Genomic DNA, 25490 nt, shown 5'->3' with positions numbered 1-25490 from the left:
CGGGGCGCAAAAACGGATGGCATCATGCACCTTGATCGAAGCATAGAGATCGAGCTGCGCCTGCTGATAGAGGCTATCTACCTCCAGTACAGCTACGATTTCCGCGACTATTCCGGTGCGTCGATCAAGCGCCGCGTGATCCATGCGTTGCGTCAGTTCGATTGCGCGACCATCTCGGCCCTGCAGGAGCGTGTGCTTCATGACCCGGCAGCATTCATGCAGCTGTTGCAGATTCTCACCATCCCGGTGAGTGAGATGTTCCGTGACCCCTCGCACTTTCTGGCGATCCGCAACGAGGTCGTGCCGGTGCTACGCACTTATCCGTCGATCAAGGTGTGGATTGCCGGTTGCAGTACGGGTGAGGAGGTTTATTCAACGGCTATTCTATTGCGCGAAGAGGGGCTGCTGGAGCGGACCATCATTTATGCGACCGATATCAATCCCAGCTCTTTGGAGAAGGCCAAGCAGGGCATCTTTTCCATGGATAACCTGCGCACCTATACGGAGAACTACCGTAACTCGGGAGGGCAGCGCAATTTCGCCGATTACTACACGTCTGCCTACGATTACGCGATCTTCGACAAGACACTGTGCGAGAACGTCACTTTTGCCGATCACAGTCTGGCCACAGATAGTGTATTCTCCGAAACGCAATTTATTTCCTGTCGTAACGTACTGATTTACTTCAACAAAAAACTTCAGGATCGAGCTTTCGGGTTATTTCATGACTCGCTGTGTCATCGCGGCTTTCTGGCGCTGGGCAGTAAGGAAACCCTGGATTTCTCTGCCTACGGCGGGGCGTTCGAGACGCTGGTGAAACCCGAGCGGATCTACCGGAAATTATGAGAACCACCTTTGACGATGACCTGTCCTGCGGCCCGTTGCCCGTGGTCGATGCTATTGTCGTAGGCGCGTCAGCGGGTGGTGTAGAGGCCCTGCTGAAAATATTCAGAAATCTGCTGCCGGGTTTCAGTCTGCCTATATTGATGGTGTTGCATTTGCCGGATGACCGGCGCAGCCAGTTGGCCCATGTATTTCAGAATCGCTTGGCGATCCCGGTCAAAGAAGCCGATGACAAGGAAGATATCGTGCCGGGCACTTTGTACGTTGCGCCAGCGGGTTACCACGTCTCGGTGGAGTCTGACTTTTCACTGTCATTGAGTCAGGAAGACAGGGTGTTTTACTCAAGGCCCAGTATCGACATTTTGTTCGGTTCGGCCGCGGATGCCTACGGCCCGCGACTGGCTGGCGTATTGCTGACTGGTGCCAATAATGACGGCGCACAAGGTTTGCTGCAGATCAAGAAGTATGGTGGTTTCACGGTGATTCAAGACCCCTCGCAGGCCCAGGCGTCGACCATGCCCGAGGCGGGCCTGGCGTTGCACTCGCCGGATTACCTTCTTTCCCTGAACGATATTGGCCGCTTGCTGGTCGAGTTGGAACGAACCGCATGTTAAGTGAAATTCAGGCAAAACTGCTCATCGTTGATGATTTGCCGGAAAACCTGCTGGCCCTCGAGGCGCTGATCAAGCGCGGTGATCGACTCGTCTACAAGGCACTCTCGGCGGACGAAGCGTTGTCACTGCTGTTGCAGCACGAGTTCGCGCTGGCCATCCTCGACGTCCAGATGCCTGGAATGAACGGGTTCGAGCTGGCCGAGATGATGCGCAGCACCGAGAAGACCAAGAGCATACCGATCGTTTTCGTCAGCGCTGCCGGCCGCGAGCTCAATTATGCCTTCAAGGGCTATGAAAGTGGTGCCGTGGACTTCCTGCACAAGCCGCTGGATATCCATGCGGTAAAGAGCAAGGTCAATGTTTTCGTTGATCTGTATCGGCAGCGCAAGGCCATGAAACTGCAGGTCGAAGAGCTGGAGCGCAGTCGCCAGGAGCAGGAAGCCTTGCTCAAGCGTCTGCAGTCGACCCAGGGCGAACTGGAACACGCGATCCGTATGCGTGATGACTTCATGTCCATCGTTTCCCACGAGGTGCGTACGCCGCTCAACGGTCTGATTCTGGAGACCCAGCTGCGCAAACTTCACCTGGCCAAAGACAACGCTTCAGCGTTCACCATGGAAAAGCTGCGGGCAATGGTCGACCGCGACGAGCGGCAGATTCAGAGCCTTATCCGCCTGATAGAAGACATGCTTGATGTCTCCAGAATTCGTACCGGCAAGCTGTCGATCAGGCCGAGCCCGTTTGACTTGAGCGAACTGGTCTGTCAGTTGCTGGAAAGCTTTGCCGCACAGATTGCCGCCGCCGATTCGACGGTCACCCGGTTTGCCGAAGAGCCGGTGATCGGCGTCTGGGACGAGTTCCGTATCGAGCAAGTGGTTGCCAACCTGTTGACCAATGCGCTGCGCTACGGTGCGCGCAAACCGATTGAAGTGCATGTGTACAGCAGGGAGGGCGAAGCCTTCATTGAGGTTCGGGATCAAGGCATCGGTATTACTGCTGAAAACCAGAAGCGCATCTTTCAGCAATTCGAGCGAGTATCGAGCAATCACGCTGTTGCCGGGCTTGGCCTGGGGTTGTTCATTTCCGATCAGATCGTCATGGCTCACGGCGGTCGTATCGAGGTGGAGAGCGAAGAAGGCAAGGGTTCGGTCTTTCGTATCTGCCTGCCTTTATAGATGACAGCTGCTGTCGATACAGGTGACAGCCGTTGGCGATGTAGGTGATAGCCACTGGCAATCAAGTTTAATCACACATCGGCGCAACCTCCCATGCATGCCGTGGTCGTATTGGCAGCTATTTATAAGATCAAAGGCAGTTCAATGAGCGCTGATGCAGAAAACGTCGTATTAATCGTCGAAGACGAACCCCTGATCCTGATGCTCCTGGCCGATTATCTGTCTGGTGAGGGGTATCGAGTCCTGAAAGCCGAGAATGGTGAGCAGGCTTTCGAGATTCTGGCGACCAAACCCCACCTTGACCTGATGATCACCGATTATCGATTGCCGGGTGGTGTCTCGGGTGTACAGATTGCCGAGCCTGCGGTGATGCTTCGACCGGAGTTGAAAGTGATCTTCATCAGCGGCTATCCGGCGGAAATACTCGATTCGGGCAGCCCCATTGCGCTGAAGGCACCCATTCTCGCCAAACCGTTCACCATGGAAACGCTGCATTCGCGTATTCAGGAACTGCTGGCCTGACAACGCGCTTTAACCGTCGAGTGAGCAGGCCGCCTTTCAGGCAGGAGTCATGTACAGCCTGAGCGTTTCTCAGGCTTCTATCATTTCCCGCACTTTCGAGGTCAGGTGATCGAACGCAAAGGGTTTGGTGATCAGTTGCATACCGGTGTCCAGAAAACCTCCGCGAACCGCGGCATGTTCTGCATAACCTGTGATGAACAACACTTTGAGTCCCGGTCGCAGCTGCCTTGCGATTTCTGCAAGCTGTCGGCCATTCATGCCCGGCAGCCCTACGTCGCTGATCAGAAGATCAATACGCTGGCCTGATTCCAGTATCGGCACGGCATCCAGTGCTTCGCCGGCCTCGATGAAGGTGTAACCCAATTCGCTGAGTACCTCACTGACCAGCGTCCGAACGGCTGGGTCGTCTTCGACAATCAGCACGGTTTCGCCATTTTCGGCGTAAACGGCATTGCTCTGGAAACTCTGCTCGGCTTCATCTGCAAGCCCCTTAAAGCGCGGCAGGAACAGCTGTACGGTGGTGCCTCGGCCTACTTCACTCTTGATTGAAACATGACCATGCGACTGTTTGCTGAAACCGTAGATCATTGAAAGACCCAAGCCGGTGCCCTGACCGATAGGCTTTGTGGTAAAGAACGGGTCAAACGCACGGCTGATCACTGTTTCCGGCATGCCGCAGCCATTGTCACTGACGCTCAGCACCACGTAATCACCGGGCAGCAGGTTCTCATGGGCATTGGTAAACGATCTGTCCAGCTGCTGATTGAAGGTTTCTACCACCAGCGTGCCGCCGTCGGGCATTGCATCGCGGGCATTGAGCACCAGGTTGAGCAGGGCGCTCTCCAGCTGGTTAGGGTCCGCTTCTGCAGTCCACAGATCGCTGGCCATGCGCAATTGCAAATGAATGCTCTCGTTGACACTGCGCTGCAACAGTTCGTCCATGGCATTGACCAGATGGTTCATCTCCACCGGCTTTGAGTCCAGTGACTGGCGCCGCGAGAATGCCAGCAAGCGATGGGTAAGTGCTGCGGCGCGATTCGCCGAGGTCACACCCAGGTCGATCAGGCTGTTGAGGTCCTCTATATTGCCGCGCGCCAGGCGTCTTCTTATCAATTCCAGGCTGCCGATGATCCCGGTCAGCATGTTGTTGAAGTCATGGGCAATACCGCCGGTCAATTGGCCGACTGCTTCCATTTTCTGTGACTGACGAAGAATGTCTTCCTTGTGGCGCAACTGCGAGGTGCGCTCTTCGACCTGTTGCTCCAATGTTTCATTCAGACGCCGCAATTGCGACTCGGCTTGCTTGCGTTCGGTGATGTCAGAGGTCACGCCTGCCAGAGAACTGACCAGACCGTTCTTGCCGCAAATGGCGCGGGCGCGCACATCCACCCAACTGAGTGAGCCATCCGGCCAGACGTTGCGGTATTCGATGATCAGATCAACACCGGTGTCCAGGCTGCGCTGAAGCGCCGACTGCATTCTGGGCTGATCTTCGAAATACACAGCGGCGAGCCAGTCGTCGTAATTGAACGTGTCCTGTTCGTTGCGGCCATAGTGACTTTTAGTAATATCCGAACAAGTCAGCTTGAGGTATTCCGCTTCCAGCAACCAGGAGCCCAGCCTGCCGGCCTTGAGCGCATTCTGCAGACGGCCTTCACTTTCGTGCAGGTCCTCCATGCGCGCCCGTGCTTCATACTGACGTCTGCGCCCGCGCACGGCCGTGACGACCAGGCTGACCAGAGTCGCAGGATGGAAGGGGCGTTCGAGAAAGGTCACATTGCCCAGTAGATTACCCATCCGTGCAGACGGATTGTGATCCGGACCGCCATGATGAGTCATCAGGACGATCGGCAGATCCGACCACGCTGGCTGGCGACTGATGAGGTCCAGCAGCGGTTTAATGTCACTATTGCGCAACGCCTCATCGGCGATGATTGCCAGGCCAGCGCCCGAGCTCAACTCTTTGACCAGTTCGAACAAGTCATGGGCCACCGTTGCCAGGTAGCCGGCTTCATCGAGGATCCGCATAGCGATCTGACTGTCTCGACCTCTGGGCGCCAGAATGATTGCGCGCTCCGACAACAGTCCTGGAATACTCACAGGTCGTCATCCTCAAGCAGCGGTTTCTTGTCGCCAAAGTATGACGGCACCCCGCGTAGTACGCCTTGGAAGGCTTCAAGCGGCTTACCGATCTTCAGACCGTTGGCACTGATGCGGTATTCACGAATAGTGGACTCGTGAGTGCCCGTGCGCTTCTTGATGATGGATATCGCGCGACGCACCTGACCCAAAGCTTCGAAATAACGCAACAGAATAACGCTGTCGGCAAGGTAGGTAATGTCGACCGGTGAGCGCATGTCACCGACCAGCCCGTGTTGTGCAACGGTCATGAAGGTCGATGCGCCCTGGCGATTGAGGTAGAGCAGAAGCTCATGAATGTGCAAAACCAGTGCGCTCTCTTCCGGCATTGCCGCCTGATAACCGTTGATGCTGTCGATGATCACGGTCTTTATCTGCTTGCGGTCCACTGCGCGCCTTACGCGGTGCGCAAATTCGCCAGGAGAAAGCTCAGCCGCGTCGATCTGCTCGACCACCAGATTGCCGGTCTCCTGAAGCGCCCGCAGGTCAATCCCGAGCTTGAGCATCCGCTCGAACAGCAGGCCCATTTCTTCATCGAATATGAACAGCCCCACACGCTCGCCACGTGCCACTGCCTGCGCCGCGAAAACCAGTGAAATAAGCGATTTACCGGTCCCGGCAGGGCCCAGAATCAGCGTGCTGGAGCCGCTTTCTATGCCGCCGCCCAGCAGGTCGTCCAGTTCTGTGATGCCGCTGCTGACCTGAGTGCGGGCGTAATTGGAGCGGTGTTCGGCCGCTACAAGACGTGGGAATACATGGATGCCGTTCTCGGCGATGGTGAAGTCGTGGAAACCGCCGCGGTATTTCTGGCCGCGGTATTTGACGATCTTCAATCGTCTGCGCTCGGCACCATAGGTGGGTGTCAGCGCTTCAAGACGGATAACCCCGTGGGCCACACTGTGTACGGTTTTATCCAGCGCTTCGGTGGTCAGGTCATCGAGCAGCAATACCGTCGCGTTATAACGCGTGAAGTAATGTTTGATGGCCAGAATCTGGCGTCTGTAGCGCAATGAACTTTGCGCCAGAAGACGAATTTCCGAGAGGCTGTCGATCACCACGCGAGAGGGTTTGACCCGCTCCACCACCTCGAATATCTGCCGCGTCGCTTCGCCCAGCTCCAGATCCGAGGAGTACAGCAGGCTTTGATGATGATCCGCATCAAGCAAGCTTTCAGGCGGCGTCAGCTCGAAAATATTGATCTGCTCGTCAAGCTCCCAGCCGTGTGAGGCAGCACCCGAGCGTAGCTCGCTTTCAGTCTCGGAAAGGGTGATGTACAGCGATATTTCACCTGCTGCTGCGCCTGCCTTCAGGAACTGCAGTGCCACGGTTGTCTTGCCGGTTCCGGGTTCTCCTTCAAGGAGAAAAACATGACTGCGTGAAAGACCACCCGCAAGGATGTCATCCAGACCTTCAATCCCGGTTGCCGCTTTTGACGTATTCAAGTATCGCCCTCTAATAACCCATATAGGTTTTGCTATCACTGATTACTGGACCTCCCGGCATTCTGACCGTTCACACTATTTAACGGTAGCGGGTACAGCGAATATATAAACGCGGCTGGCGGTCGGTCCGGCAAATGTCACTTAAGCCCGGTTACGATGATTGCGTCGCTGTTGTTATAGTCCAGCGCCTGAATACTCAACATGCCCTGAGGATCACGTCGTGACCGATTATCAAAGTTTCCGGGTCGAGCTGGCTGACAGCATTGCTCACGTACAGATCAACCGGCCTGAAAAGCTCAACGCAATGAACGAGGCTTTCTGGACTGAAATAATCGGCATATTCGACTGGATTGAGCGCAATGACGAAGTGCGGGCAGTAATACTCAGCGGAGCGGGTAAACATTTTTCGTCGGGTATCGATCTGGCATTGCTGGCTTCTGTTGCCAACCAGATGGGCAAGGATCCAGGCCGTAATGCCCGGCTGTTGAGGCGCGAGATCCGTGACATGCAGGCTTCGTTCACTGCAGTGGCAAATTGCCGAAAGCCGGTTCTGGCTGCTATTCAGGGCTATTGCCTGGGTGGTGCCATAGACCTGATTTCGGCCTGTGACATGCGTTACGCCGCCGCCGACGCCCAGTTTGCCATTCGCGAGATCGACATGGGCATGGCAGCGGATGTAGGAACCCTGCAACGTCTGCCGCGAATCATCGGCGATGGCGTGCTGCGTGAGCTGGCTTATACCGGGCGTACCGTGGGAGCTGAAGAGGCGCAGAGGATCGGGCTGGTCAATCGCACCTTCGATGACCTGGAAGGTCTGTTGCAGGGCGTCTTCGCGGTGGCCCGGGAGATAGCCGGCAAATCACCCATTGCCATCGAAGGCACCAAGCAAATGATCAGCTACATGCGCGATCACCGAGTGGAGGACGGTCTGGAACACGTTGCCATCTGGAACGCAGCCATGCTGCAATCACCTGACCTGAAGCTGGCGATGGTTGCGCAGATGAACAAGCACAAGCCGGTCTTCGATAATTGATTCATGATAGAGCTCGAATCTGAGCAAAGGAGTTTTTCCATGGCGCACCCGGAGCGTTGGACAACTGCAGTTCTGGATGTCGAGGCCGATGGTGGTTTGGCTGTGGTCCAGAGTGATCAGGGGTTTTTGCTGGATACCAATGGGGCAATGTTCCCCAGAGGCTGGCTGGCGGGGCTGGATTTGCCAGTGCAGAGCGAGCACGGCATCGGCTATTTTGAGGGTGAGCCTGTCTACCTGCTGGTGCTTGAGCGCTCGGTTGCGGTCGAGGGCTGTTCGTGGCAAGGCTTGCGTCAGTTCATGCTGGAAGGCGATTTTGCGGTCTTCCAGATGCTCGGCTACGCCGCGCAAGTCAGTACGTGGGCCAGAGAACATCGCTTTTGCGGAGCCTGCGGTCGTGCGACGGTGCAGATCCGTGGAGAGCGGGCGATGTTCTGCGAGCACGACAACCTGCGTCTGTACCCGCGTATTTCCCCGAGCATGATCGTGCTGGTCACGCGGGGCGATGAAATACTGCTGGCCCGCTCACCACGGTTTGTCACCGGCATGTACAGCGCGCTGGCAGGGTTCGTAGAGCCGGGCGAGTCTGCCGAAGACTGCGTGCACCGCGAAGTGATGGAAGAAGTGCAGGTGCGCATCAAGAACCTGAAATACATGGGCAGCCAGTGCTGGCCGTTTCCGCACTCGATGATGCTTGGCTTCCATGCCGAATATGATAGCGGCGACATAGTGCCCCAGGCGGAAGAAATCGAGGACGCACGCTGGTTTCATGTTGATGACTTGCCGCCGTTACCGGCCAACCGTTCTATCGCCCGCTATCTTATCGAGGCGTATCTGGCCGAGCGCTCAGGCGCCCCCGAACCAGTGCTGCCAGGCTAGGCGCACGGTCAGGCCCAATACCACGGTGATGAACACAGGGCGGATGAATTTGGCACCGCCCTTGATTGCAGTGCCTGCGCCGAAGTAGGCACCCAGCATTACCGCAAGGCCCATGCTCAGGCCGATGATATAGTCCACCTGGCCGGAAAATATGAATACCGAAAGCGCCACGGCATTGCTGACGAAATTCATGCTGCGCGCCACGCCGCTGGCCTTGACCAGATCCACCGGGTAGAGCAGCAGCGTGCTGACCGTCCAGAAGGCGCCGGTACCGGGCCCGGCAACACCGTCATAGAAGCCCAGCCCCAGCCCTTGTGGCAGTTGCCATTTCTTTTTGATCGGAGCATTGCTATCCAGTGGTGCCTTGGGCGTGCCGCCAAACAGCAAGTACAGCCCGCAACCGAACACAATGACCGGCAACATCTGGTTCAGCCATTCGGCTGGCAGGTAATGAGCAATGACTGCGCCGGCTGCGGCACCCACCGCAGTGCCGACCACTGCGTGTATCCACTGTCTGGGGTGAAACAGTTTGCGGCGATAGAACGTAAAACCGGCGGTTGCCGAACCGAACGTCGAACTGAGCTTGTTGGTGCCCAGCACCAGATGCGGTGGCAGACCGGCTGTCATCAGGGCGGGTGTAGTAAGCAGTCCGCCACCACCGGCGATGGCGTCTATAAAACCCGCGATGAACGCAACGACAGCAAGAATGGCGAGGGTGGTCAGGTCGACGCTGAGTTCAAAAGGCATGGTGGCAAGCGTGCTTATAGGGGAGGCGGGAGGGGGCAGAATGGCTGCCTGAATGTGGCGCATTCTACCCCCTTGCCAAGCGTTGCAGGAAGTCAGATATCGCTGAGCGCGACCCAGCGTTGCTCGGCGGCGGCGAGGCGAATGGCAGTCGCCAGACGCTCGATTTGCCAGGCTTCTTCGAAGTCCGGACCACGGCTGCCCTTGCCGCATACCGCAAGAATGAGTGCCTGTACCTCAAGTGCCTTGAGTTCGTTGTAACCCAGCTGATGGCCCGGTGCCGGGCAGAATGCCGCGTAACCGGGTTGCGCAGGGCCTGCCAGAAGACGTTGAAAACCATCGCGCCCAGCTGCGCCAGTGCGGTAAATGCGCAGTTCGTTAAGGCGCTCCTGATCGAATGCCAGTGTGCCTTTGGTGCCGCTGATTTCGAAACTCAGGTGGTTTTTGTAGCCGTGTTTCAGCCAACTGCTACTGAAGGTTCCGCGCGCACCATTGGCAAAACGCAGCAGTGCGTGGGTCTGGTCATCCACTGCGATGCTGCGCATTTCCTGGCTTCCGTTACTCGCAGGGCGTTGGCGGTGTACGGTGCTGGAGTCTGCGCAGACCGCTTCTACATCGCCCAGCAAATGGCGAGCCATCGCCAGCAAGTGGCTGCCCAGATCAGCCAGCGCGCCGCCCGCATGCGCCGCTTCGCAACGCCACGACCAAGGGGACGACGGGTTGCCCATGAAGTCCTCGCTGAACTCACCCTGAAAACTGACGATATCGCCCAGTTCGCCCGCGTCGATCATTTCCCTGGCAAGGCCGATCATAGGGTTGTGCTGGTAGTTGTAGCCAACCTGAGTAACAACCCCGGCGGCCTTGGCGCTACGGCGCATGTCGTCGGCCTGGGCGAGGCTCACCGCCAGCGGTTTTTCGCAATACACTGCCTTGCCTGCGGCGATGGCGGCCATGGCCATGGGGAAATGCAGATGATTGGGCGTTGTGATCGCCACGATCTGCACCTGCGGATCACTGATCAGGTGCTGCCAGTCAGCGTGGCTGTGATCGAAGCCCCAGGCGCTAGCGCACTGCTCGGCCCTGACGCTGTCCGCATCCGCCAGGGCGGTCAGTCGAATGCGTGCCGGCAGATCAAGGGCGGCATTGGCATTGCCGAAGGCCAGGGCGTGGGCACGGCCCATGAAACCGGTGCCGATCAGCCCGATGCCCAGTTGCGACAGCGACGTAGAAGGGTTTTCCCGCATGACATTCTCCAGAGAGGATTGTTGTTACGCGGAAAATATATTCCATAAATATAAAATATGGAAAATTAATTCATTTTTCAGCGTGGCAGTCAGTTCCAGACATCAGGATAAAAATCCGCCGTCGACATTAAGCGCAACGCCGGTGGTGTAACTGGACGCTGCGCTCGCCAGATACAAGACCGCGCCAGCCATTTCGCTGGGCGCTGCGACGCGTTTGAGCGGAATCTGTGCCAGGGCCATATTGAGAATCGCATCGTTCTTGACCAGCGCCGATGCAAATCGGGTATCTGTGAGGCCGGGCAGCAAAGCGTTGCAGCGAATTCCGAACTCGGCGCATTCTTTGGCGAACACCTTGGTCATGTTGACCACCGCCGCTTTGGTCATTGAATAGACACCTTGATAGGCACCCGGCGACACCGCATTGATGGATGCAACATTGATAATGCTGCCACCGCCGCCTTTGCGCATCAGCTTGCCGGCTTCCACCGACATGAAGAAATAGCCGCGAATGTTAACGTCGATGGTCTTTTGAAACGCGCTGAGGTCGGTGTCCAGCACATTGCAGAACTGCGGGTTGGTGGCTGCGTTGTTGACCAGTATATCCAGGCGCCCGAATTGCTCGCGAATCTGGGCGAAAACGCTGGTTATCTGCTCCATCTCGCCAATATGACAGGCAATGGCTGTGGCCTTGCCGCCCTCGCTGATGATGGCGTCGGCAACCGCCTGACACCCGTCGAGCTTGCGGCTCGACACAACAACGTGCGCGCCCTGTTGAGCGAGCAGCCTGGCAATGGCTTCACCGATTCCCCGGCTCGCACCTGAAACAAAAGCAACCTTGCCATCAAGGTCGAAAAGCTGGGTTCTGGACATGTCGTTTCCTTGTCTTGGCGTTGGCGGTCAAAGGCTGGATTTGGTGATTACATTCAGGCTCATCTGCTCCAGCAGCCTGTTCATGTCAATGAACCGGGCAAAGCGTTTGTCCTGAGTCTGTCCATGGAAAAAACGGTAGTAAATCTGTTGCACGATACCGGCCAGACGAAACAGGCCGTAGGTGTAGTAGAAGTCGAAATTGTCGATACGGATGCCCGAACGTTCGGCGTAATAGTCGACGAACGCCTGGCGCGTCAGCATGCCGGGGGCATTGCTCGGCTGGCGACGTGTCAACTGAACCGGCAGCGGGTCGTCAGCCTGGACCCAGTAGGCGAGGGTATTGCCCAGGTCCATCAGCGGATCACCGAGCGTGGTCAGTTCCCAGTCCAGCACGCCGATGATGTTCATCGGGTTATCCGGATCGAGGATCACATTGTCGAAGCGGTAGTCGTTATGCACGATGCTGGAGGTGGGCGAGTCGGCGGGCATTTTGTCTGCCAGCCACGCCTGGACCTGCTCCCATGCCGGAGCGTCCGGGGTTCGCGCTTTTTCATAACGCTCCGACCAGCCCGAAATCTGCCGTTGCACGTAACCCTGGGGTTTGCCCAGATCACCCAGGCCGCACGCCTGGTAATCAACGCGGTGCAAGTCCACCAGTTTGTTGATGAAGCTCTTGCACAGGTCTTCAGTCTGTCGTGCATCCAGCGCCAATTCGGGCGGCAGGTCAGAGCGCAGGATGATCCCCCTGACGCGCTGCATCACGTAAAACTCCGAGCCGATCACCGATTCATCCGTGCAGTGCAGGTACGCTTGCGGGCAATAGGGGAAGGCATTCCTGAGCTGATTGAGAATGCGGTATTCACGACCCATGTCATGTGCCGATCGCGCCTTGTGTCCGAACGGCGGGCGCCGCAGCACCAACTCGCGCTCGGGGTACTGAATCAGATAAGTCAGGTTCGATGCGCCACCGGGGAACTGACTGATCGCCGGGGTGCCATGCAGATCCGTCAGATGCGCCTTCAGGTACGGATCTATCAGGGAGGCGTCAAGTTCTTCGCCGCTGCGAATCCCGGTGGACTGGTCAGTCAGTGCCATACGTATACCTTGTGTTTATTATGTTCAGCTCAAACTATTGACTAATCTAATGATCGTCTGAACCACGAGCAAGCTCGCGGCAGCGTTATAGACTAGCGTGTTGCCGGGCAATCAGCGGCTCTGATTGCTGCTTTGTAAAGAACGGCACAGACAAAAAAACCGAAGCCGGCGGGGCTTCGGTTATTTGGGTGCAGCTTGCAAAGCGTCAGGTGTTTAAACCGGGAACAGTTCGCTGAGCTTCATGGCCAGCATCATGTCGCCTTCGGCGCGCAGCTTGCCGCCCATGAATGCCTGCATGCCATCGGTCTCGCCGCTGACAATGCCCTTGAGGGTTTCGCTGTCCATGACCAGGGTCACGTTGGCGTCCGGGTTTTCGCCTTCCTGCAATTCGCAGGTGCTGTCCTTGACGATCAGGGCGTAGTGTTTGTCTTCGTCGGTAATATGGAAACCGAAGACCAGGTCCAGACCGGCAGCAGCAGCCGGGTTGAACTTGTTCTTCATGGTTTGTACGGCGTCTGCTACTGAGGTCATGTCTTGATCCTTTTGTGGTGAGTACTTGCGTCCGCAAGGACGCGATTGGCCGGGCTCAGCGATAGGTAATGAGCGCCGGCGTCTTCAGCAGTTGCAAGTGTGTGTAACCGTTGAAGGAAGCCAGGGTAACGTCGCTGCCTTTGAATTTGAGCTGATGCAGCGAAGTGTTGACGATATGCCAGTGCAGCTCCAGTGCCTTTGCTGCAGGCATTCCTGTAACGAGGTGGAGCAGGGCAGTAATGGTGCCGCCGGAGGTGAATACGGCAATACGCTCATGCGGACCTGCGTCCTGAAGAATTCTGTCCAGGCCTGCCTTGACGCGGTCTACGAAACCTTGCCAGCTTTGCAGCCCCGGTGTGTCGTGCTCGCCACTCAGCCAGCGTTTGGTAATCAGGTTGAACAACCGATGAAACCCTGCGGGGTTGCCAGCGACGTCGCGCAGAATATCCAGTGCTTGCGGTTCATCGACAAGCATCGCCGGTATCAGCGCCCTGATCACGCCTTCAGCGTCGAATTCATCGAAGGCGCTGTCGAACTGTACGGGAGGCGTTTCAATACCTGCTTCTGTGTACTGGCCCAGCACATGCTGTGCCGTGTCTTTCTGGCGCAGGAGCTCACCCGATACACACCGGTCAAAGGTCATGCCCGACTGCGCGAGGTGAGCACCCAGCACTTGTGACTGACGAATGCCCGTGGGCGACAGGACGTCGTAATTGTCTGCACCAAATGAGGCCTGGCCATGTCGTATCAGATAGATGCTGCCCACGTCCGTGTTGTCTCGGTACGTTGAAGGTGGGTCGAGGTTATGAGGGATGCCGGGCGACTGTCAATGAAAAAACATACGCTCGTTTGAAATCATCGTTTTAATGGTTTGTAACGGCTCGATAGCTGGTGCGTCGCACAGGGCGTCGGTATGCTGCATTTATTGCGGCCCTTGATTGGTAAGGGCCTGACGCAAATGAGGGATATTCGTGGATTTCGTTGTCGATTACGCAAGTTTTCTGGCCAAAACCGTGACGCTGGTGATCGCCATCGTGGTGGTGCTGGTTGCCATTGCGTCCATGCGTGGCAAGGGGCGTCGCAAAACGGCCGGGCAACTGCAGGTCACCCGGCTCAATGATTTCTATAAAGGCCTGCGTGAGCGGCTCGAGCAATCCTTGCTCGACAAAGAGCGCCTCAAGACGCTGCGCAAGGAGCAGGGCAAGGCCCTGAAAAAAGAAAAAAAGCAGGCCGAGCCAAAATCCCGTGTCTACGTGCTAGATTTCGACGGTGACATCAAGGCCTCGGCTACTGAAAGCATGCGTCATGAAATTACCGCTCTGCTGACGCTGGCCACCGACAAGGACGAAGTGGTCCTGCGTCTGGAAAGCGGTGGCGGCATGGTGCACAGCTATGGTCTGGCGTCCTCGCAACTGGCACGCATTCGGCAGGCCGGTATTCCACTGACCGTATGCATCGACAAGGTTGCGGCCAGTGGCGGCTACATGATGGCCTGCATCGGCAACAAGATCATCAGCGCACCCTTCGCCATCCTCGGGTCAATTGGTGTGGTGGCACAACTGCCCAACGTCAATCGCCTGTTGAAGAAGCACGACATCGATTTCGAAGTGCTGACCGCGGGTGAATACAAGCGCACCCTGACCGTGTTTGGCGAAAACACCGAGAAGGGCCGCGAGAAATTCCAGCAGGACCTGGACATCACCCACGACCTGTTCAAGAACTTCGTTGCCAGCTACCGCCCGCAACTGTCCATCGACGAAGTAGCAACGGGCGAGGTATGGCTGGGCATGGCAGCCGTCGACAAACTGCTGGTCGATGAACTCAAGACCAGCGACGAGTACCTGGCCGAGCGCGCCAAGGATGCAGACGTGTTCCACCTGCACTACGTGCAACGCAAGAGCCTGCAAGAGCGCATGGGTATGGCTGCAGCCACCTCGGCGGATCAACTGGCCACCAAGTGGTGGGGACGTTTGACTCAGCAGCGGTTCTGGTAGGCATTGTTTAGGGGGTAACGACTTGCGCCAATGCTCCGCTGCGAGCGATAACCTCAACTATCGTGCGGCGCTCTGCGTCGCACATCAAGATCGGACGCAGAGCGTCCAGAGCCGCGTTCACACGCTGGAGCGTGCGGAACGATAATCTCGACGCTCCGCGTCGTCATGCTGTCTCGCGGAGCGTGGGAACGATAATCTGAGCCGAACGCCAATCACCTGACACCACAGAACTACGAACTGCATGCCTACGCGGAGCGCAGGCACGATAGTCATCTCAAGTGAGCAAAGGGACGATGGAGCAGGTCGCCTGAATCAGCGGCGCCGGAACAGCGGTAGCGGCTCGTCGGTTGCAGCCTGATAGGTCACCGAAAAGTCCTTCAGGCCTTCCAGCGCCTCGTACGGGTCCTTGTCGGCACGCACTGCAAAGGCGTCGAAGCCACAGCGGCGCATGTAGAACAACTGATCGCGCAACACGTCGCCGATGGCACGCAATTCGCCCTTGTAGCCAAAGCGATCACGCAACAGGCGCGCGTTCGAGAAGCTACGACCGTCAGTGAAAGCCGGAAAGTTCAGGGCGATGACCTGAAACTGGTCCACATCTGCGCCAATCTCTTCGGCTTCTTCATCACTGTCCAGCCATACGCCCAAACCGCCATCGCGTGCCTTCAATGCATGCGCGTGTTCGCGCCACAGTGCCAGCGGCACGATCAGGTCGTCGCAGTTCGACAGGCTGTCAAAGGTGGTTTCTTTCGGCAACAAGTGCCAGGTTTCATCAATGACTTCGTTGTTCTTAATGATTCGCTGCATAGACGCGCTCCTTGAAAGGGTCAATGCCAATACGTTGGTAGGTGTCGATAAAGCGCTCGTCTTCGGTACGTTTTTCAACGTAGACGTCGATCAGCTTCTCGATCACGTCCGGCATCGCCTCCTGCGCAAAGGAAGGGCCGAGGATCTTGCCGAGGCTCGCATCACGGCTGGCACTGCCGCCGAGTGAGACCTGATAGAACTCTTCACCTTTCTTGTCCACGCCCAGCACGCCGATATGGCCGACGTGGTGGTGGCCGCAAGCATTCATGCAGCCGGAAATATTCAGGTCCAGCTCGCCGATATCGAACAGGTAGTCCAGATCGTCGAAGCGGCGCTGGATGGATTCTGCAATCGGAATCGACTTGGCGTTGGCCAGCGAGCAGAAATCACCGCCAGGGCAGCAGATGATGTCGGTCAGAAGACCAATGTTCGGTGTGGCAAAACCATTGTCGCGCAGCTCGTTCCACAGGGTGAACAGCTCGGCCTGCTCGACGTCGGCTAGGATGATGTTCTGCTCGTGGGAAGTGCGCAGTTGACCAAAGCTGTAGCGATCAGCCAGATCGGCGATGGCGTCCAGCTGCTTGTCGGTCACGTCGCCCGGCGCAACGCCGGTGGGCTTGAGCGACAGGGTCACAGCAATGTAGCCAGGCTTTTTGTGGGCCAGCACATTGCGTTGACGCCAGCGAGCGAAACCTGGGTGTTGAGCGTCCAGTGCTGCCAGTTCGGCGTGCTGGTCGCTGAGAGCCTTGTATTGCGGGTCGACGAAGTGCCGGGAAACGCGCTGCACTTCGGCTTCGGTCAGGGTGGTCTGGCCACCACGCAAGTGCGCCATTTCGGCGTCGACCTTGGCGGCGAACACCTCAGCCGTCAGTGCCTTGACCAGAATCTTGATCCGCGCCTTGTACTTGTTATCGCGACGGCCATAACGGTTGTAGACCCGCAGGATGGCGTCGAGGTAACTCAGCAGGTCCTGCCACGGCAGGAACTCGTTGATGAAGGCACCTACAACCGGCGTACGGCCAAGGCCGCCACCCACCAGGACACGAAAGCCCAGCTCGCCGGCTTCGTTGCGCAACGGTTCAAGACCGATGTCATGTACTTCGATGGCGGCGCGATCACTGGTCGAACCGTTGATTGCGATCTTGAACTTGCGCGGCAGGTAGGCGAACTCCGGGTGGAACGTGGTCCACTGGCGGACGATTTCGCACCATGGGCGTGGGTCCACCAGCTCGTCTGCAGCAACACCGGCAAACTGGTCGGTGGTCACGTTGCGCAGGCAGTTGCCGCTGGTCTGGATCGCGTGCATTTGCACGGTCGCCAGTTCAGCGAGAATATCCGGTACATCTTCAAGCGCAGGCCAGTTGAACTGTACGTTCTGGCGAGTACTGATGTGCGCGTAGCCCTTGTCGTAGTCACGGGCAATTTTGGCCATCATGCGCGCCTGACGCGAGGTCAGCTGGCCGTATGGAACTGCCACACGCAACATCGGCGCAAAGCGCTGCACATAAAGACCGTTTTGCAGGCGCAACGGTCGAAACTCTTCTTCGCTCAGTTCCCCGGCCAGGTAGCGTCGGGTCTGATCCCGGAACTGCTTGACGCGGTCCTCGATGATCTTCTGATCGTAATCGTCGTATACGTACATATAGGTCCTGTTCTCAGGCTTCGTCATGAAGCAGGGCAGTTGCGTCAGTCCGGGCACACGCCCGTCGCTCGCGGTAGCCTGCTTCATCTGGTCAATTCTGCGCGCACGGCCGCGCACTCCGTCGGGAGCGAAGGCGACGATAGCAGTTTGCAGATATCGATAAAAGTGATGTTTATATATATGCAAATCACCAAAAGCGATAAGCAAAAAGGCGTTCGGTGATATCCCTGCTTGCCGTGTGGGCAAGACTCGACTTAACTGTGAATTGACCGATGCCGAATGAGTGTCGCAACCCTTCCTTTCATATGCAATCACCCATAAGACCGACAAGAGGCGATGCGATGAGCAAGCACCCGAAAGTAACCAAGCCGGGCAGATCCGTGGACACCTGGGCCATTCTATTCATTGTCGTACTGGCCGTGGGCGCCGCGATGTTCTGGGCCAGCAGCCAGTGACAGGCTGAACAAAGAATTTGCCGGAGTCTCCAGAACCTTGCTGTAGCAGCCGATAACTCGCGTGTAGCGATAAATTCCTGCTACCTCAAGGTTCGTTGATATGAAGGCGCTATTTGTTGGCTGGCTAATGCTATTCGGCTTTTGGTGGGCCGGATCCGCATGTGCCGCCTCGGTGGTATTTCTGAGTCCAGGTACAGAAACCGATGGCTATTGGCAGAGCCATGCCCGGGTGATGCAGACGGCCGCCGATACCACCGGTATGTCACTCAAAATTCTCTATACCGATCGCGACACCCGCAAGTTGCTGGCCATGGCGCGCGATACGCTGCAAGGGTATGTGCGTCCGGACTACCTGATGTTTTCCAATGAGCTGAATGTCGCCCCTGAAATCCTGCGTATGTCTTCAGGCAGCGGGGTCAAGCTGTTCGCCGTCAACAATACACTGACGGCGGATCAGATTCGTATTCTGGGTGATCTGCCGTCGCGCTATCCGGATTTCATTGGCAGCCTGGTCGGCAACGACGAGCAGGGTGGTTACCTGACGGCGAAAAGGCTTATCAGCCTTGCGCACCCGGTCATGGACGGGCAGGAGGTTGAAATGCTCGCGTTCTCGGGCACCAACACCACGCCTGTGTCCCTGTTGCGTGAAAAAGGCATGCTGCGCGCCTTGTCAGAGCACCCGGAGGTGCATTTGCGGCAAATTGCGCTGGGAGGATGGCGTCGGGATCGCGCACTCGAGCAGGCGCGCGTGTTGTTCAAACGCTACCCGCAGACACGCCTGGTATGGGCTGCCAATGAGCAAATGGCGTTCGGTGCGATGGATGCATTGCGGGAAAAAGGCGGTAAACCGGGTGAAGATGTGTTGTTCAGTGCCATTAATGGCACCTCGCTTTCATTGCAGGCCCAGCTCAATGGCAACCTGAGCGTGGTTGCTACCGGGCATTTCACCCTTGGCGGATGGGCAATCATCCTGTTGCACCGCTATGACACTGCCCAGCGGCAAGCCCGGCAACAGGTCGGCGCGCGCACTATCGATGTACTGCACCTGGTCGAGCCGAAGGACACGCAGCGCTTTCTGAACGCAACCCGTGAGGAGCGCTACCGGCTTGATATTCAGGCATTCAACGTGGGGGCTTTTGGCGAGGACTCACCGTTTTCCCTGAAAAACATGTTGCCGCCTGATCGCCCAGGCGGCAAGTAGCCGGGTCAGTGCTTACTCGTCATAACCCAGGTTCGGTGCCAGCCAGCGCTCGGTGACGCTCAGGTCCTGGCCTTTGCGGGCGGTGTAGCTTTCGACCTGATCCTTATCCACCTTGCCTACCGCAAAGTACTGCGCCTGAGGATGGGCAAAATACCAGCCGCTGACGGCCGCGGCCGGGAACATTGCGTAGTGCTCGGTCAGGAACACGCCGCTTTTGCCGGGCGTATGTTCGGGTGTGCCTTCCGGCAGTGGATCGAGCAGGGCGAACAGGGTGCCTTTTTCGGTGTGATCCGGGCAGGCCGGGTAGCCGGGAGCCGGACGAATGCCCATGTATTGCTCCTTGATCAACGCCTCGTTGTCCAGCGCCTCGTCTTTCGCGTAACCCCAGTATTCCTTGCGCACCTGCTGGTGCAGCCATTCGGCACAGGCCTCGGCCAGACGGTCGGCGAGCGCCTTGACCATGATCGAGTTGTAGTCGTCGCCCTTGTCCTGATACGCCTTGGCAACTTCTTCGGCACCAATGCCGGCTGTAGTGATGAAGCCACCGATGTAGTCGGTCAGGCCACTGTCTTTCGGCGCGACGAAGTCGGCCAGCGAGAAATTCGGCTTGCCGTCAGGCTTTATGGTCTGTTGGCGCAGGTGATGCAGCTTCGCCAGCGGCTTGCCGTCGTCGCCATAGACTTCCAGATCATCATCGTTGACCTGATTGGCTGGCCAGAAGCCGAATACTGCACGGGCGCTGATCAGTTTCTCGTCGATCAGCTTGCGCAGCATCTGAGTGGCGTCCGCATACAGCGCGGTGGCCGCTTCACCGACCACTTCGTCAGTCAGGATGCGCGGGTATTTACCGGCCAGATCCCAAGAGATGAAGAACGGTGTCCAGTCGATGTATTCGGCCAGCACGTTCAGGTCGATATCCTGCAGAACCCGGGTGCCGGTGAAGGTCGGTTGGGCAGGGGTGTAGTTTTCCCAGTCGAACTGCGGCTTCTTCGCCACCGCCGCGCCATAGCTCAAGCGCTCGGTGCGCGCACTGCGTGCCGAGGTACGCTCACGTACTTCGACGTATTCCAGGCGGGTCTTTTCGATGAAGGCCGGTTTCAGTTCTTTCGACAGTAACTGGGTCGCCACGCCCACCGCACGTGAAGCGTCGGTGACGTAGATGACTGCATCATTGCTGTATTTAGGCTCGATCTTGACCGCAGTGTGGGCTTTGGAGGTGGTCGCGCCACCGATCATCAAGGGCAGATGGAAGTCCTGGCGCTGCATTTCCCGGGCAACATGGACCATTTCGTCCAGCGACGGCGTGATCAGGCCTGACAGACCAATGATGTCGCACTTTTCATCGCGCGCCACCTGAAGGATTTTCTCGGCAGGCACCATCACCCCGAGATCGACGATGTCGTAGCCGTTACAGCCCAGCACCACGCCAACGATGTTCTTGCCAATGTCATGGACGTCGCCCTTGACCGTGGCCATGAGGATCTTGCCCTTGGCTTCGGGCTTGTCGCCTTTTTCCAGCTCGATGAACGGGATCAGGTGCGCAACTGCCTGTTTCATGACCCGTGCGGACTTCACCACCTGAGGCAGGAACATCTTGCCTGCGCCAAACAGGTCACCGACCACGTTCATGCCCGCCATCAATGGGCCTTCAATCACTTCGATGGGGCGGGTGAATGCCAGACGCGACTCTTCGGTGTCCTGCACGATATGAGTGGTGATGCCCTTGACCAGCGCATGCTCCAGCCGTTGATTGACCGGCCAGCTGCGCCATTCCTCGGTTTCCGCTTCCTTGACGCTGCCATCACCCTTGAATTTGTCGGCAATTGCCAGCAGTGCGTCGGTGCCTTCGGCGTTACGGTTGAGCACCACGTCTTCGACGCAGTCACGCAGTTCAGCAGGGATCTGGTCGTAGATTTCCAGCTGGCCGGCGTTGACGATGCCCATGCTCAGGCCGTTGCGGATCGCATGCAGCAGGAACACCGAGTGAATCGCCTCGCGCACCGGGTTGTTGCCGCGGAACGAGAACGACACGTTGGACACGCCACCCGAGGTCAACGCATACGGCAGCTCGTCACGGATGTAGGCGCAGGCGTTGATGAAGTCCACGGCATAGTTGTTGTGCTCTTCAATACCGGTAGCGATGGCGAAGATGTTCGGGTCGAAGATAATGTCTTCCGGCGGGAAGCCCACTTCGTTGACCAGAATGTCGTAGGAGCGCTTGCAGATTTCCTTCTTGCGCGCCTCGGTGTCGGCCTGCCCCTGTTCATCGAAGGCCATGACCACCACGGCTGCACCATAGCGCTTGCACAGGCGGGCGTGATGAATGAACTGCTCGACGCCTTCCTTCATGCTGATGGAGTTGACGATGCCCTTGCCCTGGATGCATTTGAGGCCGGCCTCGATCACTTCCCACTTGGACGAGTCGATCATGATCGGTACGCGGGAAATGTCCGGCTCGCCTGCGATCAGGTTGAGGAAGGTCACCATGGCCTTCTTCGAGTCGAGCATCCCTTCGTCCATGTTGATATCGATCACCTGGGCACCGGCCTCGACCTGCTGCAGGGCGACCTCCAGCGCTTCGGTGTAATTGTCTTCACGGATCAGGCGGGCGAAGCGGGCAGAGCCGGTGATGTTGGTACGCTCGCCGACGTTGACGAACAGCGACTGGCGATCGATGGTGAAAGGCTCAAGGCCCGACAGACGGCAGGCCTTTGGATTGTCCGGAATTTCGCGTGGCGCGTAGCCCCAGACTGCCTCGGCAATCGCCTTGATGTGCGCCGGGGTGGTGCCGCAGCAGCCGCCGACAATGTTCAGGAAACCGCTCTGGGCGAACTCTTCGATGATCTTCGCCGTCTGGCTCGGCAGTTCGTCGTATTCGCCAAAGGCGTTGGGCAGACCGGCGTTGGGGTGCGCAGATACATGGGTGTTGGCCTTGTTGGCCAGCTCTTGCAGGTAAGGGCGCAGCTCGCTGGCACCCAGCGCGCAGTTCAGACCGACCGAGATCGGTTTGGCGTGGCTGATCGAGTTCCAGAAGGCTTCTGTAGTCTGTCCCGACAGGGTACGTCCCGAAGCGTCGGTGATGGTCCCGGAAATCATGATCGGCAGTTCAAAACCCACTTCTTCGAACACGCCCTGCACGGCAAAGATCGCCGCCTTGGCGTTAAGTGTGTCGAAAATGGTTTCGATCAGGATCAGGTCGGCACCGCCCTCGATCAGCCCCTTGGTGGCTTCGCTGTAGTTCTCGACCAACTCGTCGAACGTGACGTTGCGATAGCCAGGGTTGTTGACGTCCGGCGACAGCGAGCAGGTGCGGCTGGTAGGGCCCAGCACGCCCGCCACGAAGCGCGGCTTGTCCGGCGTTTCAAGGGTTTTGGCGTCTGCGACCTTGCGTGCCAGGCGCGCGCCTTCCAGGTTCAGCTCGTAGACGATCGACTCCATGCCATAGTCGGCCTGGGAGACCTGAGTGGCGTTGAAGGTATTGGTTTCGAGAATGTCGGCACCGGCATCCAGATAAGCCTTCTCAATGGCGCCGATCACGTCAGGCCGGGTCAGGATCAACAGGTCGTTGTTGCCCTTGACATCGCTTGGCCAATCGGCGAAACGCTTGCCCCGATAGTCCTGCTCTTCAAGCCTGTAGCTCTGAATCATGGTGCCCATGCCGCCATCGAGGATCAGAATCCTCTGTTTCAGAGCAGTGAGAAAGGCTTGATGGCGGGCGCTGCGGTCAGACATGGGGGCTACCTTGAGAAGGTCGATACTTTAAAGGACGGGATGATAGCAAACCGGAACGGTTTTGGTGGTGCTGCGGCTTTTGCATGAAAATCATTCATGTTGGAGGCAATGACGGCCTAGTAGAATTGTGCCATTTTTAATGACAGAGCCTACGGGATATGCCGCACCGTTTGTTGGCAAGCATCGCCTTGCTTTTTATCTGCTGTGCTGCACAGGCCCAGACACCCTCAGCCACACCCGCAAGCCCGGCTATTTCCTACGTAAAGGATATTCAGCCGATCCTTACCGAGAAATGCGTTGCCTGCCATGCCTGCAACGACGCTCCCTGCCAGTTGAACCTGGGCAGCGGGGAAGGCGTGATCCGTGGTGCCAGCAAGATCCCGGTTTACCAGGGCGAGCGCAGTGAGGCGGTAGCGCCGACCCGACTGTTTTATGATGCGCTTGATACCGAGGCGTGGCGCGGCAAGGGTTTTTACTCTGTGCTGGAGGCCCAGGGCAGTCAGGCAGCCCTGATGGCGCGCATGCTCGATCTGGGGCGCAGCGCGCCTTTGCCAGCCAACAGCAAAATTCCGGACGAGATCGCACTGGGCATCAATCGCGAAAATGTCTGCCCGCTGCCCGGCGAATTCAACGCCTATGCCGCAGCTCATGCGCAACAAGGCATGCCACTGGCGGTGGCTGGCCTGACCGACGCCGAATACCAGACGCTGCAGCGCTGGCTGGCTGCCGGTTCGCCGGTGGAGCAGCAGACCATTACCCCGAGTGTCACGGAAACGGCGCAGATCAATGCCTGGGAGGCGCAGCTCAACGAGCCTGGCGCGAATCAGGCGCTGGTCGGTCGCTGGCTGTTTGAGCACCTGTTTCTGGCACATATCTATTTCGAGGGCGGCGAAGCCGGGCACTTCTTTCAGTGGGTGCGCTCGCGAACCCCAAGCGGCAAGCCTGTGGACCTGATCGCTACTCGTCGCCCCGACGATGATCCGGGCAGTGACTTCTATTATCGATTGATTCCTGTGCAGGGCGTGATCGTTCACAAGACCCACATTACCTATGCCATGAGCCCGCAGAAACTGACGCGGGTCAGGCAGTTGTTCTATGGTAACGACTGGAAGGTCAACGCACTGCCTGGCTATGGCCCTGGCCATCGGGCCAATCCGTTTCTGACCTTTGAAGCCATCCCGGCAGCGTCGCGCTATCAGTTCATGCTCGACAATGCCGAGTATTTCGTCCGCACCTTCATTCGCGGACCGGTCTGTCGCGGGCAAATCGCGACCGATGTGATTCGCGATCAGTTCTGGGTGCTGTTCCAGGACCCGGCGCACGATCGCTACATCACCGATGCGACTTATCGCGGGGAGGCCACGCCATTGCTGGCCATGCCGGGGCAGAACGATGACGTGGGCAGCGTGCTGAGCCTGTGGCTGTCCTACCGCGACCGGCGCAATGAGTATGAAGACCTGCGCCGCGACAGTTACACGAAAATGCCGGCACCGGGGTGGAGCACGCTGTGGGCAGGCAATGACAATGCCTTGCTGACCGTTTTCCGTCATTTCGACAGCGCTTCGGTCAATAAAGGCCTGATTGGCGACGTGCCGCACTCCATGTGGTTGTTCGACTTCCCGTTGCTGGAGCGTACCTATTACCAGTTGGCGGTGAACTTCGATGTCTATGGCAACGTTTCACATCAGGCACAGACCCGGCTGTATTTCGATTTGATCCGCAACGGTGCCGAGATCAACTTCCTGCGCCTTATGCCCGCCGATCGCCGGGAAGACATACTCAGCGATCTTTATCAGGATGGCGGCAAGATCAAGATGTGGCTGGATTACCAGAAGATCGATGACGATACGCCAACCGGTATCAAACTCGATGAAAAGGCCCCGCAGCGTGACTTTGCGTTCAAGCTGATCGAGCGTTCCGGCAGCCTGAATGCCGCGCCTGATCCAATCAACCGCTGTAGCGGGGCGTATTGTTCTCGGCCGAACCTCGACAGCAGTTTTGCCCAGGCGGAACAGGCACTGAGCCGTTTGACCTCACGCCCGGCGGCGGGCCTGAAAGTCATCGATCAATTGCCGGAAGCAAGCATGCTGCGCATCGAGGGCAGGGACGGCAAACGCATGATCTACAGCATGCTGCGCAACCGTGCGCACAGTAACGTCGCGTTTCTGCTGGGCGAGTCTTATCGCTATATACCGGGGCTGGACACACTGACCGTCTACCCGGGCGTGCTCAGCAGTTATCCGAATTTCATCTTCAATATTCCGGTCGAACAGGTGCCGGCCTTTGTCGATGCCATGCAGCAGAGCAAGGATCAGGCGAGTTTCGAACAAATCGTCCAGCGTTGGGGCATCCGTCGTACTCATCCACTGTTCTGGAGTTACTTCCACGATCTGAATCGCTACGTTCAGGAAACTGAACCACACGAAGCGGGTGTGCTGGACATGAATCGCTACGAGAACCTCTGAAAAAACCGGGGCTTCACGCCGCAGGCCCTTGTGCAACATGGCCTGCGGCCATCTTTACTTCCTGAA

At 57.6% G+C, this 25490-nt stretch carries 20 protein-coding genes; 9 read left to right on the top strand and 11 right to left on the bottom strand.

Going from position 1 to position 25490, the window contains the following annotated elements; translation table 11 throughout:
• The first annotated feature begins 24 nt into the window (after positions 1-24).
• The 4 genes from LJU29_RS15325 (at position 25) to LJU29_RS15310 (ending at position 3154) form a co-directional block, all read left to right on the top strand.
• The gene (locus tag LJU29_RS15325) at positions 25-846 is read left to right on the top strand and encodes a CheR family methyltransferase (protein ID WP_005730077.1); all 822 of its coding nucleotides are present in this window, start codon (positions 25-27) and stop codon (positions 844-846) included.
• A complete protein-coding gene (locus LJU29_RS15320; protein WP_257110888.1) occupies positions 843-1457 on the top strand; it encodes a chemotaxis protein CheB in 615 nt (204 codons plus the stop codon). The genes LJU29_RS15325 and LJU29_RS15320 overlap by 4 nt, the downstream gene beginning before the upstream one ends.
• On the top strand, positions 1451-2632 hold the full coding sequence (locus LJU29_RS15315; RefSeq protein ID WP_002553643.1) for a hybrid sensor histidine kinase/response regulator: 1182 nt from the start codon (positions 1451-1453) through the stop codon (positions 2630-2632). The genes LJU29_RS15320 and LJU29_RS15315 overlap by 7 nt, the downstream gene beginning before the upstream one ends.
• Positions 2633-2776: 144 nt before the next feature.
• Positions 2777-3154, top strand: coding sequence for a response regulator (locus LJU29_RS15310; protein WP_002553644.1), 378 nt, complete (start codon positions 2777-2779; stop codon positions 3152-3154).
• 69 nt (positions 3155-3223) lie between these two features.
• On the opposite strand, the gene LJU29_RS15305 is transcribed toward LJU29_RS15310, so the two are convergent.
• Positions 3224-5254: a hybrid sensor histidine kinase/response regulator gene (locus LJU29_RS15305; protein WP_004665050.1), complete on the bottom strand. Its 2031-nt coding sequence runs from the start codon at positions 5252-5254 to the stop codon at positions 3224-3226.
• Positions 5251-6735: an ATPase domain-containing protein gene (locus tag LJU29_RS15300; RefSeq protein WP_257110887.1), complete on the bottom strand. Its 1485-nt coding sequence runs from the start codon at positions 6733-6735 to the stop codon at positions 5251-5253. Before LJU29_RS15300 ends, LJU29_RS15305 begins: the two co-directional genes overlap by 4 nt.
• 220 nt (positions 6736-6955) lie before the next feature.
• Between LJU29_RS15300 and LJU29_RS15295 the strand changes: the two genes are divergently transcribed.
• A complete protein-coding gene (locus tag LJU29_RS15295) occupies positions 6956-7768 on the top strand; it encodes a crotonase/enoyl-CoA hydratase family protein (RefSeq protein WP_005757255.1) in 813 nt (270 codons plus the stop codon).
• A 39-nt stretch (positions 7769-7807) separates the two neighbouring features.
• Positions 7808-8644, top strand: coding sequence for an NAD(+) diphosphatase (gene nudC / locus LJU29_RS15290; RefSeq protein ID WP_002553648.1), 837 nt, complete (start codon positions 7808-7810; stop codon positions 8642-8644).
• Here the strand turns inward: nudC and LJU29_RS15285 are convergent.
• The 6 genes from LJU29_RS15285 to LJU29_RS15260 form a co-directional block, all read right to left on the bottom strand.
• Entirely contained in the window at positions 8612-9391 is a 780-nt protein-coding gene (locus LJU29_RS15285; RefSeq protein ID WP_005757257.1) for a TSUP family transporter, read from the bottom strand. The genes nudC and LJU29_RS15285 overlap by 33 nt on opposite strands.
• A gap of 92 nt (positions 9392-9483) precedes the next feature.
• Positions 9484-10632, bottom strand: coding sequence for a Gfo/Idh/MocA family protein (locus tag LJU29_RS15280; RefSeq protein ID WP_257110886.1), 1149 nt, complete (start codon positions 10630-10632; stop codon positions 9484-9486).
• A 102-nt stretch (positions 10633-10734) separates the two neighbouring features.
• A complete protein-coding gene (locus LJU29_RS15275; RefSeq protein ID WP_057423716.1) occupies positions 10735-11502 on the bottom strand; it encodes an SDR family oxidoreductase in 768 nt (255 codons plus the stop codon).
• 27 nt (positions 11503-11529) lie between these two features.
• Complete coding sequence (locus LJU29_RS15270; protein WP_054995431.1) at positions 11530-12597, bottom strand: phosphotransferase family protein; 1068 nt, start codon at positions 12595-12597, stop codon at positions 11530-11532.
• Between the two features lie 213 nt (positions 12598-12810).
• On the bottom strand, positions 12811-13128 hold the full coding sequence (locus tag LJU29_RS15265; protein WP_002553652.1) for an SCP2 sterol-binding domain-containing protein: 318 nt from the start codon (positions 13126-13128) through the stop codon (positions 12811-12813).
• A gap of 55 nt (positions 13129-13183) precedes the next feature.
• The gene (locus tag LJU29_RS15260; RefSeq protein ID WP_005757263.1) at positions 13184-13894 is read right to left on the bottom strand and encodes a histidine phosphatase family protein; all 711 of its coding nucleotides are present in this window, start codon (positions 13892-13894) and stop codon (positions 13184-13186) included.
• A 205-nt stretch (positions 13895-14099) separates the two neighbouring features.
• Here LJU29_RS15260 and sohB point away from each other — a divergent pair, with 205 nt between their 5' ends.
• Complete coding sequence (gene sohB / locus LJU29_RS15255) at positions 14100-15122, top strand: protease SohB (protein ID WP_005757264.1); 1023 nt, start codon at positions 14100-14102, stop codon at positions 15120-15122.
• Positions 15123-15434: 312 nt separating this feature from the next.
• Here the strand turns inward: sohB and LJU29_RS15250 are convergent, their stop codons facing one another.
• Both LJU29_RS15250 and LJU29_RS15245 read right to left on the bottom strand, forming a co-directional pair.
• Positions 15435-15929 (bottom strand): DUF934 domain-containing protein, encoded by a 495-nt coding sequence (locus LJU29_RS15250; protein ID WP_002553657.1) that lies wholly within the window; start codon positions 15927-15929, stop codon positions 15435-15437.
• Positions 15913-17571, bottom strand: a complete 1659-nt coding sequence (locus tag LJU29_RS15245) for a nitrite/sulfite reductase (protein WP_257112752.1) — start codon at positions 17569-17571, stop codon at positions 15913-15915. The genes LJU29_RS15250 and LJU29_RS15245 overlap by 17 nt, the downstream gene beginning before the upstream one ends.
• A gap of 555 nt (positions 17572-18126) precedes the next feature.
• On the opposite strand from LJU29_RS15245, the gene LJU29_RS15240 reads away from it, so the two are divergent.
• Complete coding sequence (locus tag LJU29_RS15240) at positions 18127-19227, top strand: ABC transporter substrate-binding protein (protein WP_057424122.1); 1101 nt, start codon at positions 18127-18129, stop codon at positions 19225-19227.
• 12 nt (positions 19228-19239) lie between these two features.
• Here LJU29_RS15240 and metH read toward each other — a convergent pair whose 3' ends face one another.
• Positions 19240-22959 carry a methionine synthase gene (gene metH / locus LJU29_RS15235; RefSeq protein ID WP_257110885.1) on the bottom strand — a complete coding sequence of 1240 codons (3720 nt, stop codon included), beginning with the start codon at positions 22957-22959 and terminating at the stop codon, positions 19240-19242.
• 332 nt (positions 22960-23291) lie between these two features.
• On the opposite strand from metH, the gene LJU29_RS15230 reads away from it, so the two are divergent.
• Positions 23292-25424 (top strand): fatty acid cis/trans isomerase, encoded by a 2133-nt coding sequence (locus LJU29_RS15230; protein ID WP_257112751.1) that lies wholly within the window; start codon positions 23292-23294, stop codon positions 25422-25424.
• Positions 25425-25490 lie beyond the last annotated feature (66 nt).

It is taken from the genome of Pseudomonas ficuserectae (assembly GCF_024584585.1).
In the GTDB taxonomy this organism is placed as follows: Bacteria; Pseudomonadota; Gammaproteobacteria; order Pseudomonadales; family Pseudomonadaceae; genus Aquipseudomonas; species Aquipseudomonas amygdali.
This window is presented reverse-complemented; position numbering and strand designations above follow the sequence as displayed.